Origin of the sequence: Streptomyces ureilyticus, assembly GCF_011045025.1 — a bacterium.
In the GTDB taxonomy this organism is placed as follows: Bacteria; Actinomycetota; Actinomycetes; order Streptomycetales; family Streptomycetaceae; genus Streptomyces; species Streptomyces ureilyticus.
Genome location: NZ_JAAKZX010000094.1, coordinates 24129 through 34993, shown reverse-complemented (window position 1 = coordinate 34993; position 10865 = coordinate 24129). Strand labels below are relative to the sequence as shown.

Below are 10865 nucleotides of genomic sequence, written 5' to 3'. Positions count from 1 at the left end.
GCTCCTGACTGACGGCCCGGGCCCGGGGGCGTGGGCGGGGGCGGGCCCGCGATACCTCGCCGCATGGTTGCCGGAAGCAACCCGTCCGGGCCTGCGACCGTCTTACCGGGCGTCGCGTTCAGAGTGCCAGCCTCTGTCGACTCGTACCGGCAACCCGACTGGAAAGGCCGCAAGTCCATGGACATCGACACGGAGATCGATCCCGACCTCTGCATAGACGTTCCGCAGGGTTTCGACGACTCGGATGCTGAGACTCAGGTGCATCCCATGGCCAGCAAGTTCTTCCCCGCCGTAACCGCCGCGGAAGCCTTCAGGAAAGCCCATGAGTGGGTGAGGGACCACGACGTCTTGCTGGCAGATGTCTCATGGGACTGGCAGGACGACGAAGACCAGCCCTACGTGCTGCGCATCTATTTCAGGTTCGAGCCGGAACCTGAGGACGATGACGAGGCACAGCTGACCTCGTCTTGATCACAGGAGATCGAGGCGGGGCCAAGGCCCGGTTGAGCACGTGAACGGCGCTGCTAGATTCGTCCGCCATGCGCTCCCGTGAGTTCGACCTCGACTTTCGCGACCGGGCCAGCCGCACACGCTCCTGGGGTATCGGCCTGCTGTCCCTCGCGGCGCTCCTGTGGACATGGTGTTTCTGGCTGCTGCTCACGCCGTACGAGGTCGCCGAGGAGCCCGACGACCAGTTCCCCCACGAGTGCGAATCACGGTTGCTCACGGAGCGCGGTACGGCCAACGAGGGCCTATTCAGGGAGGGTTGGTGTCAGAACGAACGTGACTGGCCCGAGGCCCTGGCCATACTCGGCCTGTCCGTCCCGGTCTCGATCGTCGGCGTGGCACTCTTCACGAACGGCACCGTGTCCCTCCGAATGAGCGCCCACGCCCAGGCTATGCGCGAACTGGACAGGCTTGCCGACGCACGGAAGACCTAGCCTGTACGGCCGACTGCTACAGACGACGCACGGTGAAGGCACTCACTCAGCAGCACGCAGCACCGTGACCACCACCGTGTCGAGAAGCACGACGCCCCCGAACCACAGGGCCAGGCCGCGATGCCTGATCGACACCAGGGCGACGACAGCCGCTCCGAACACCAACGCCTTCACCGCGAGCACGCCCACCAGGGGCAGAGCGAACGAGGCCTGGGGCGCGGCAAACGCCCCCCAGATCACAGCGGCAAGCAGCGGAGCACCGAGGCCCAGGGCTAAGGACGCCAGCCGGGAGACGGGCCGAGTGAACCCCCACCAAGCCAGGGCCACGAGCGCCGCCAGTTCCAGAACGAAGGCAAGACCCTCGGCGGCCCAGCCGAGCGGTGCGGGGATGGTCATGGTGTGTGGTCTCCTCATGGCCTCGGCAACAGCAGGGTGGGCAGCCTCGGATGCCGCAGGTACTGACCGTCGTCGTCCAGGTGCAGGGTGAAGGTCGCCGGTCCTGGCTGGCCGGCCTCGTCGTAGGCGTCGAGAAGGCTCTCGACACGTGTCCAAAGCTTCACGGGGCCGCCCTCGCGCACGTACCAAGCGCCGTCGCGTGGGGTGAGGGTGGCGGCCGAGCCCGTAACCACGTCGACCAGATGCAGCACCTCACCCACGTTCGCCATCTGGGCGCAGGGCACAGCGCTTTGAGCGAGAAACCGGAGGTGGAACGCCTCCTCGGTGGAGGCGTTGATCCGCTCGGGGCTATGTCGGGCTGCCCGAGGCCTTTCCGGCAGGCCCGCAGCCCAGTGCGCGGGATTACCGAAGGCGGGGGCCGAGTGCGTGCGTGCGGTCATGAACGACACCGTGCCGGGCAGCAGTTGGCCCTCGGCCGTGCCGTCCTCCCCGACCGTCAGCAGAACTCGGGCATAGCCGTATAGCCAGCCGCTGAGGGTGAGCAGGATCTTCCCTCCCGGTCGGGTCTGTGCAACCAGGGCCTGGGGCACGGCGCGGAACGAACAGGCAGCCACGATCCGGTCGAACCGCGCTTCAGGCCAGTACCCGTACAGCCCGTCCGCCACCGCGAGGGTAGGCGTGTAGCCGCAGCCGTATAGCGCGTTGGCCGCCTGTTCGAGCCGGTGTGGATCGACCTCGATGCTGGTGACATCGGCGGAGCCGAGACGCTCGCAGGCGAGCGCGGTGGAGTAGCCGGTCCCGGTGCCGATCTCCAGCAGCGTGTGCCCTTCCTGTACGTCCGCATCCCTCCACATCCGCACGACGAGCGAAGGCAGTGTGGACGACGAGGTCGGCGCCCCACCGTGCCGCACCACAGGGTTCTGCCAGTCAGGTTCGTCGCCGTCGAACTGCGTGATGAGCGTGGTGTCCGAGTACGCAGCGGCCAGCCACCGGCCATAGTCGAGTTGTCCGGTGACCGGCTCCCACACCGTCAGTCCCTGCCCGTCGCGCTCATCGGCTGGCAGGTAGAAGCCGGGCACAAACCGATGCCTGGGCACTGTCTCCACGGCTGCCCGCCACGCCGGATGGTCGAGACTCCCGTCCTGGGCGAGGGTCTTCGCCATCACATCGCGCAACCGCGCGGCGTCTGTCTCAAGATCGGCGGGCATGGCCATGGCCTGCTTTCTCTTTCCTGCTCAGGATGTCGGCAAACGCCGCTGTGATGGACGGCGCGTCCGGAAGCCAGCCCCACTGTCCATTGGGATTGCACTCGATAGCCGTCCAATGCTCTGGTGCGTCCCCCTCTCCGGTCAGCGCGAAGTCGAAGCAACCGAAGACCAGCCCGAACGAGGTCAGATAGGCGTGCAGCGCGGCCTCGATCGAGGCCGGGACGGCGATGGGAGCGTGGATCAAGTCGTCCCAGTTGCCACGTCGCCAGTCGAGCGCACCGTCCGGAGCGGTGATCCGCTGGGCGAAGACCTGACTGCCGACCACTGTGACCCGCACGTCACCGGTCTTTGGGATCTCAGCCTGGAAGAGGTGCGCAGTCACCGCGAGTGCATCGTCGAAGCCCTCCGGATCGACACGCTGGGCCCAAATCGCTCCGGTATGCCCGTCCTCGGAACCGGGCAGGCCCCGAAACGTCTTGTAGATCACGTGGTCGTGCTCGGCAGCGAACTTCCGCGCAGCTTCCACGTCGTTCGTGACCAAAGTCGGCGGGATGGCCAAGCCGAGTTCCGCAAAGCGTTTGAGTTGCGCAGGCTTGAAATCTGCGCGCGTCACTGCAGCCGGGTGGTTCACGTATGCCACGCCGTGCAGATTGTTCAATACGCCACCGAGCCCATGCCTGGCCTCGGCGACGGCGAAGTCCCGCTGCTGTGGCGGCAGATGCTGGTACCGGGCGGCATATGGAGTGGGGCGGCGGTAGTAAACCGCCGCCACCTCCCCCAACTCCACCTCCCGGCTCGCCGTACGAAGCTGCCCGTCCCACGCGGTGCTCTCGGGACCGATGTGGGCCGCGAAGGCCATGGCGGGCCCGACATCGGCGGGGTCGACGCGTACGACGGGTACCTCACGCTCGTTCAGAGCCGTGATGACCAAGTCCGCAGTGACGTCTGTCAGCGCGGTGACGACCAGGACAGTGGAGGCCATCGGTCAGTCCGACTCGTAGTCGGTGGTGTTGTCGTCCTGAGTCTGCGGCTGCGGGTTCTGCCCGTCACCGCCCCCGGAGACAGAGGCGGTGCCCTTCGTCTTCGACGTACCGTGTTTCCCCATCTCAACGACCTCACCGGCGGCGTTGGTGTAGCGAGCGGTCTGCGTGTCCGCATCCATCGCCACGGTCGCGTACGACGGCGGACCGACCGGAAGCCGGTCCGTGACCAACCGCATCGCCCACGGAACCTCAGGTGCAAGCGTCGCCATGTGTTGTCCCTTCCCTTGTGCCCTAGCGGTCAGCCGAGCAGCTGCCGCTTGAGAAGAATCGATGCCCAGCCGTGGCTCTGACCAGTACCGTGGGCGTCGCGAAGCGTGGCGAAACTGCCACGCTCCGTATGCGACTACGGGAGCGAGGCAGAAGTGGCCAGCAGTTCCGGTAATCCACACCTGGCGCTGTGGATCGCAGCGTCGGGCCTGTCCCACGGGGAGGCAGCCCGGCGTATCGCCGGACTCGCCAAAGCCCGGGGGCACCGGCAGATCGCCCCTGATGCAACCCGCATCCGGCGGTGGATCGACGGCGAGAAGCCCCGACCACCGGTCCCCACCCTGCTCGCTGAAGTCCTCTCCGAGGCAGTCGACCAGCCGCTCACTCCCGGCGATCTCGGTCTGACGACCGCCGGCCCGGTTCTGGATAGCATCCAACTCCCGCTGCTCACCGAAGCAGCCGCCCAGACCCTGGCCGGATGGACACAGATGGACCTGTTCATAAACCGCCGCGATTCCCTGAAGCTCGCCGTCGGCGCACCGCTGGTGCTCGCCGTCGAACGGATGCTGGGTAGCACCGCTCGGACGCTGAACAACGGTCGTAAAGGCTTCGACTCCGGCACCGTCAAAGCGCTGGAGGAAGTTACCGCCTTCTTCGTCAGGGCCGACGCTTCCAAGGGCGGTGGCCTGTACCGCAGTGCGATCGTCGCCCAGCTCGCCGAAGTGGCCAACCGCATCCAGGATGGCGTGCCGAAGAGTCTGCGAACCCGGGTCTTCTCAGCGACAGCCGATCTAGCGGCGCTGGCCGGATGGGTCAGCCACGATTGCGGCCGATACCCGACCGCACAGCGGTATTGGAGCTACGGCATCTACGCGGCGGGCGAGGCCGGGCAGCGTGACCGCGGAGTGGAAATCATCACCCGCATGTCGCACCAGATGATCTACCTCGGCCGTCCCGCGGACGCCCTCGGGCTCCTGGGCATCGCCGCCAAGAAGGCTGAGACGCCAGCGGTCAGGGCGCTGGTCGCCTCGCAGACCGGCCGAGTGCACGCGGCTCTCGGCGAGGCATCCCAGGCGGAGACCTATCTCGGTACTGCTGACCAGCTCCTGGCCGACGGGCTCGGCGACAAGGTCCCAGAGTGGGTGGGCTACTTCGACGCCGCCGAACACGCCGGCGCCCGCGCGGTCTCCGCCCGTGACCTCGCCGACCTCGGGCACAAGTGCCAGTCCGCGAGCGTGCACTTCGAAGACGCACTCACGCTGCGCAAGCCCGGGTTCGAGCGAGTCCGCGTCATGGACCACCTCGGGCTGGCCGCCGCGCTATTCGACGAAGGCCAGGCGGAACGAGGCGCCGCGGCGGCTCAAAAGGCGCTCGACGATGCCGCCCGCGTCGACTCCACGCTCGTGGCCTCCAGGCTGAACACTCTCCTGGACTCGGCCCGGGGCTACGGAGCGCCCGCTGTGGACGAAGTGCGTACGAGGGCGAGGGATCTCGCCGTCTCCCGGCCAAGCACGATCGCGGCCTGAGAGCATCTAGGTATGGCCAAGCACCGCCGCCCCGGACCTCCGAACCAGCCGCCGCGCGCCGTCCCGCGCGTTGATGCCGAATCTCCGCTCGCGGCGTACAACAAGCGGCGCCGCCCGCCCATGGACATCTACCGGCGCCACCGGCCCGTCCAAGAGGGCGCAGGGCACCTCCGACCCGACGAGCCGCGCGTTCTGGAGGAGTGGGACGGCTTCGCTTACGAGGTGGTCGGCACGGCGCCTGACCTGGCCACGGCGCAGGAGTGGCAGGGCTCGAGCGTCTAGCACCGCAAGCGCTCCGGCACACCGAGTGAAAATCGCCTTCTGATCGGTGCACAGCGGGCAACCCAAGGGCTAGTTTTGGCCTGGGTAGCGGCCGACCGCCTACTGGTGTCAGTGGGAAATCTGGTAGGTGCGAGACTCTTGGTTCGGAGTGATCGTCCACGAGCACGGACGCTCCTCAGCACGATGGCTCATCCCCAGAAGGAGCGGCATGCCCCCCAGCGGCCAGAAGCGACCGCAGTTCACGAAGCCACTGACCTCGATCGAGATCTGTGCGGGGGCCGGGGGACAAGCCGTGGGGCTGCACAATGCTGGATTTGATCACCTGGCACTTGTCGAGTGGGACCAGCACGCGGTCAGTACTCTGCGAGCCAATGTCGGGCGCTGGCCCGGGTGGACGCCGCAAAAAGCCCAGGCCATCGCCCCTATGGACGTCAATGACTTTCTCAAATCAGACGCATACAAGGCTCTTGATTTCCAAGGTGACACCCTTGACCTCTTCGCAGGCGGAGTCCCTTGCCCCCCTTTTTCGTTGGCCGGAAAAAGACTGGGCGAAGATGACGAGCGCGATCTATTCCCAGCAGCTCTGGATATCATCGAAAAACTTGCCCCCAAAGCGGTCCTGATTGAAAATGTAAGGGGAATGCTCGAGCCTCCGGAAGTCTTCATCGAGTATCGGACCAAGATCCTCGATCGATTGCGCCGCGCTGGCTATACAGTCCCCAATATTGACACTTCACTGTCTCCAGCAGCTCAGGATCTCGAGATGCGCAAGGTATGGCGCCGACTCGACGCGAAAGATTTCGGCGTTCCTCAGCTGCGCCCCAGGGCCATCCTGGTCGCAATCCGTGAAGACATCTCAAATCCCGGCGTCGATGAATTCCGCTGGCCGCTGGGCATCAAGGGCGACGGACCCACTGTCGTTGAAATTCTCAAAAGGACTATGCGAGAACGGTGCCTCCGGTACTGGGACAAGAACGAGTGGGGTAAGCCGGCCAAGCCTGGCGAGAGGACGGGAGAGGATGTCTACAACGACTGGCTCACCGCCGCCCGGAAGGCCGCGGCCGCCGGCCGTCGTGTAGCTCCCACGCTGGTCGGTGGATCCAGGAAGCATGGCGGTGCTGACCTTGGCCCCACGCGAGCGAAGAGGGCCTGGGAGGCCATGGGGGTAGATGCCATGGGCGTGGCCAACGACCTGAACGAATGCGACCCGGAACGGGACTTGTTCAGGGATAACGGCCCTATGCTTACCGTCGAGCAGGCTGCCATCATCCAGGGGTTTCCGCGAAACTGGCGTTTCCAGGGGAAAAAGACAGCGCGGTACCGGCAGGTGGGCAATGCCTTCCCTCCACCGGTCGCTGAAGCAGTAGGCCGCGCAATCGCGGCTGTTCTGCGACCGGAGTACCGGGAAGAACTTCTTAGCGCCTACGATATCGATTCCTCGGGCACAGCTGCCCTGGGTGACATGCCGCACCAAATGGAACTCTCGATTTCAGTGGATGCCACTCCCGCTCCTCCGCGCGAGGACCGTAGCGGCAATCTTGTCGGCACAAGCTTCTGACTGCTCGTGCTCCCAGAAGCGGAGCACGAGCCATCCCGCTTCGCTGAGCTTCTGATCCGTGTCCCGGTCTCGCTTCACATTGCGCAGCACCTTCTCGGACCAGTAGCCGGAGTTGGTCCTGGGCGGCACATAATGTTCAGGGCACCCATGCCAGTAACAACCGTCAATGAATACGGCCACCTTCGCCGGACGGAATACCAAGTCCGCCGTCCGGCGAAGGTCGGGTATGGGGCGCGCGGATACCCGGTAACGGAGCCCTTGAGCATGCACCAGACGCCGGATCAGCCATTCCGGTTTCGTATCGCGGCTGCGGATCGCCTGCATGTTGCGACGGCGTGCGGCGGACGAAGCCCAGGATCCTTCCGGGGCTGCCCAGTTGGCTTCGGAGGACACAATGCCGATCGTAGTGCGCTGCGTCCGCCGCACGCAGCCAGCTACCGGTTGCCCCCCAGGTGGCTCAGCAGCGCTTCAATGTCACTCGGCGCAAGACCAGCCGCCACCGACGGCTCCTCCTCCAAGTCAGCGAGCTGCTGGACTGTGGGGTCATTCAGGATCTCCCCCATGAACGCCAGCTTCTGCTCCAGCCGCGCGGCCACGACCTCGTCGATGGAATTGCGTACGGCGAGAACCGTAACCCGCGTCTCAGTGTCTGGTGCGAGCCCGAGGCGATGGATACGGTCCAGGCTCTGCAGAAACCGGCCGGCCATGAAGTCACGGTCCACATAGACAGCGTCATGGCAGTGGTGGTGCAGGCTGATGCCCTCACCAAGAGTCGCCGGGTTAGAGATGAGCACCATGCAGGCCGGATCGTCACGGAAGCGCCGGATCTGCTCCTCCCGGTCAGGGGTCCCTCCGTAGACCACGGCAGGACTGAACTTCTCGAGCATCCGCTCCAGCGTCGTAAGGCTCCGGACGAACGTCGTCCAGACCAGCGTCTTACGTCCGGCCGCCGCATTCTCGGCAATGATCGCCACGGCTTCCTTGTACTTCGGTGACAGCTCGTAGTCAGGAAGGTTCTGCAGCATCGAGTACAGAGAACCGCCCTGGGGGATCTCCAATGGCGGCAACTGGTAAGCCAGCGGCTCGTACTTCGTGGCTCCTTCCAAAAGCAGCGCCGGGCTCGTCGCGGCCATGAGAAGCCGCAGAGCCGTCTTGCCGAGCGCGCTGAGATCTTCCCTCGCCGCTCCGTTGCTCATACCACTGACCAGGGAGCTGTAGATCTCATCGTGCAGGGGCGGCATGCCGACGTAACGGATACTCAGATCAACAGGAGGCAGACCGAGTTCCTGCTTGGTCGTCCGTGTGAACAACGGCCGCAGCACCGTACTTGCGTGCCGAAGGTCTCCCCCGGCCACGGCGCGCACGACGGTCCGCTGTCCGTGCCCCGGCCACACGAAACCCAAGAGGTTTTCCAGGTCCTTGGCACCATTTGGAGCCGGCGTCCCCGTGAGGATCAGGCGCCGGTCCGCATGGGGTCCAAGGGCCATGCACGCGGCACCGTACGTGCCTCGAGATCCGAGTTTCATCCGGTGGGCCTCGTCAAGGATGATCATGGACGGCTGTGCTGCCAGCCACGCGGTCAGCATCGCCAGCGAGCGGTCCAGCCGTTCGTAGTTGACGACGAGCACCTCCGCCCATTGGTCCAACGACCCGTCCAAAACGTTGACGCGCAGCGCGTGCGTCAGACACTCCGACGTCTCGAAACGCCATGAGTCGTAGGCCGACTTCGGGCAGACGACCAGGAGGCGACGCGCATGGCCGGCGGCCTTCTGAGCCGCGTACACCGCGAGCGCGACGCGCGTCTTGCCAGCCCCAGGCACGCTGAAGTTGGCGCCGTGCTGGAGGGACAGCAGCTTTGCGATGTCCCTGCGCTGGAACGGGCTCAGCTCGCCTTTCCAATTGTCGCCGAGCCGTCTCCAGACATCGTCCGGATCGACCTCGCCGGCCGTACCCGTGCCCGCCAGCCTGGTTTCTACGGTCTGCGCGTCCTGGAGGACGCCGGTCGCCAGCTTCCTGAGGGCGGAGGACCACTCCACGCCGTTGGGATCGGGCCAGTCACCCAGGACTTGCAGGTTGGCCAGAAAGTCATCGAGAGCAACTGATGCGCTGAGCAAGTTCAGTTGGCCACCCGTCCGGAAACGGGCAGCCAACTGGACCAGGTCCGGCTGGTGGCGCTCAGTGGTCCGGAGTACGACGCGCGTGTGCGTCTCGTCGAACCCCAGGTGCAGGGACGTTTCGCTCGGTGCGTTTGTCACTGTCGTCCTTCTGTCGCGACAGCGTCCATCAGCCAGGCCACGCCGTCACCCGGATCCTGGAGGCCGCGGCCGGCCTGCTTGGCGAGCTTTAGCAGGCTGCCACGTAGCTTGATCACCGCGTCATCGAAGGCTTCTTCGTCGAGGCTGCGAGAGGTGCGGGCCTGCACCAGGTCACTCACGCACTGGTCGATGCTGGCGCACGCCTCGGCGAGCCGGGCCGGCGCGAGCTGCTTGCGCTTGCGTAGCCGGGCACTGCGGCCAGCGGCCTCGATGGCATCGTCGAAGGTCTTCTTCGCGTCGTCCAGAACGCTCTGGGCATGCTCCTTCGCCTCGTTACCGAGGTCAGGGCCCTCGCTCCTGCTGCGTACGACAGCGGCGGCACGCAGCAGACGGTCGTTGAGTGCCTTCATGTCAGCCACGGCGGAGGAGGCAGCCGGGACCGCTACTCCGAGCCCCGGGATCATGACACCCGCCGGCTTGGCCTCCGACCGTTCCTCAAGCGCCGGACCAGCGGAAAGCAGCTTCTGCTCAAGCCCCTCCTTGAGGAAATCCTCGTTGATGTGCCGCACGTCGGTCTTGGAGAAGTTGAGCAGGATGGCGGCCAGGCGCAGTTCCTTGAGAATCTCCGCCTGGTCGTAGTCAAGGGTCTCCAACTTCACGTACAGGCGCTGGAGTTCCTTGAGCCGCTCTTGGGCGCCTTCCCAGTCGACCAGCCGGAGTCCGTCGTCGCCGGCTTCCTGGCTGCGCTTGATCAGCTCGCGGATCGTAGCCAGGATCCAGCGCTCCTGGTGGTACGTCCGAACCTGGATCCGGAACTCCTTGGCGATCTGCTCAGGCGTGCGCCCCAGGGCGGCCTGTTCCTCCATGGCGATGATGCGGTTGATGTAGGAGTAGTCGCGCCGGTGATCCCGGCGGAGCTGCAAGGCCAGCTCTACGGCGTTGATGTCCGCCCACGTGAACGACTCGGGCAGCACGCCCACGCGCATCGACTGCACGCCGAGCTCACGCAGCGCAGCCGCCCGGGTGTTGCCGTTGACCACGATGCCCTGGTGGGTGACCAGCCCGGGGTCGTTCTGGCCGAACTCTTCGAGGCTGTCCTTCAGGGCGTCGAAGTCGACGTCGCGCAGATTGGTGTCGGTCGGCGAGGCCTGGAGCAGGAAACCGAGGTAGTCCTGGCTCTCAGCACTCCACGGGTTCTGGTCCAGCTCCTCGTCCTTTGCAGCGTCATGACTCCGCTGCGCCCGGATACGGTGCGTGCTGGGGTTGAAGTAGAGCTTGCTGAGGGGCAGGTCGATCACGTCGACGTGCGCCTTCTGCTCGTTCCACTCGACGGTCACCGTCTCGCGTGTACTGCCTGCCGCCTGTGCCTCCGCGACCTTCTTCTTGATCAGTTCGCTCAGCTCGTCCGCCCGCGGCGGAGCCGGAAGTTCTCGCATCATGTCCGTTCCG

At 65.6% G+C, this 10865-nt stretch carries 12 protein-coding genes; 5 read left to right on the top strand and 7 right to left on the bottom strand.

Going from position 1 to position 10865, the window contains the following annotated elements:
* The first annotated feature begins 177 nt into the window (after positions 1-177).
* On the top strand, positions 178-471 hold the full coding sequence (locus tag G6048_RS26550) for a hypothetical protein (RefSeq protein ID WP_165342109.1): 294 nt from the start codon (positions 178-180) through the stop codon (positions 469-471).
* Positions 472-539: 68 nt separating this feature from the next.
* On the top strand, positions 540-941 hold the full coding sequence (locus tag G6048_RS26545) for a hypothetical protein (protein WP_165342108.1): 402 nt from the start codon (positions 540-542) through the stop codon (positions 939-941).
* Between the two features lie 42 nt (positions 942-983).
* Here G6048_RS26545 and G6048_RS26540 read toward each other — a convergent pair whose 3' ends face one another.
* From G6048_RS26540 to G6048_RS26525, 4 genes are read right to left on the bottom strand one after another with little or no spacing between them, the layout of a single operon-like run.
* Positions 984-1337 carry a YrdB family protein gene (locus G6048_RS26540; RefSeq protein WP_165342107.1) on the bottom strand — a complete coding sequence of 118 codons (354 nt, stop codon included), beginning with the start codon at positions 1335-1337 and terminating at the stop codon, positions 984-986.
* Between the two features lie 14 nt (positions 1338-1351).
* The gene (tgmC, locus tag G6048_RS26535) at positions 1352-2551 is read right to left on the bottom strand and encodes an ATP-grasp peptide maturase system methyltransferase (protein ID WP_165342106.1); all 1200 of its coding nucleotides are present in this window, start codon (positions 2549-2551) and stop codon (positions 1352-1354) included.
* Complete coding sequence (gene tgmB, locus G6048_RS26530; protein WP_165342105.1) at positions 2529-3527, bottom strand: ATP-grasp ribosomal peptide maturase; 999 nt, start codon at positions 3525-3527, stop codon at positions 2529-2531. Before tgmB ends, tgmC begins: the two co-directional genes overlap by 23 nt.
* A gap of 3 nt (positions 3528-3530) precedes the next feature.
* A complete protein-coding gene (locus G6048_RS26525) occupies positions 3531-3797 on the bottom strand; it encodes a putative ATP-grasp-modified RiPP (RefSeq protein ID WP_235990329.1) in 267 nt (88 codons plus the stop codon).
* Between the two features lie 153 nt (positions 3798-3950).
* Here G6048_RS26525 and G6048_RS26520 point away from each other — a divergent pair, with 153 nt between their 5' ends.
* The 3 genes from G6048_RS26520 to G6048_RS26510 all read left to right on the top strand — a co-directional run bounded on the left by G6048_RS26520 (position 3951) and on the right by G6048_RS26510 (position 7161).
* Positions 3951-5321: a Tat pathway signal protein gene (locus G6048_RS26520; protein WP_165342104.1), complete on the top strand. Its 1371-nt coding sequence runs from the start codon at positions 3951-3953 to the stop codon at positions 5319-5321.
* Positions 5322-5333: 12 nt separating this feature from the next.
* Entirely contained in the window at positions 5334-5603 is a 270-nt protein-coding gene (locus G6048_RS26515; RefSeq protein ID WP_165342103.1) for a DUF6087 family protein, read from the top strand.
* Between the two features lie 208 nt (positions 5604-5811).
* Positions 5812-7161: a DNA cytosine methyltransferase gene (locus tag G6048_RS26510; RefSeq protein ID WP_165342102.1), complete on the top strand. Its 1350-nt coding sequence runs from the start codon at positions 5812-5814 to the stop codon at positions 7159-7161.
* Here the strand turns inward: G6048_RS26510 and G6048_RS26505 are convergent.
* Genes G6048_RS26505 through G6048_RS26495 form a run of 3 tightly spaced genes read right to left on the bottom strand, consistent with a single transcriptional unit; the run spans position 7093 to position 10855 of the window.
* Positions 7093-7554 carry a very short patch repair endonuclease gene (locus G6048_RS26505; RefSeq protein WP_165342101.1) on the bottom strand — a complete coding sequence of 154 codons (462 nt, stop codon included), beginning with the start codon at positions 7552-7554 and terminating at the stop codon, positions 7093-7095. The genes G6048_RS26510 and G6048_RS26505 overlap by 69 nt on opposite strands.
* A gap of 41 nt (positions 7555-7595) precedes the next feature.
* The gene (locus G6048_RS26500; RefSeq protein WP_165342100.1) at positions 7596-9416 is read right to left on the bottom strand and encodes a DEAD/DEAH box helicase; all 1821 of its coding nucleotides are present in this window, start codon (positions 9414-9416) and stop codon (positions 7596-7598) included.
* Positions 9413-10855 carry a ParB N-terminal domain-containing protein gene (locus G6048_RS26495; protein ID WP_165342099.1) on the bottom strand — a complete coding sequence of 481 codons (1443 nt, stop codon included), beginning with the start codon at positions 10853-10855 and terminating at the stop codon, positions 9413-9415. The genes G6048_RS26500 and G6048_RS26495 overlap by 4 nt, the downstream gene beginning before the upstream one ends.
* Between the last annotated feature and the right edge of the window lie 10 nt (positions 10856-10865).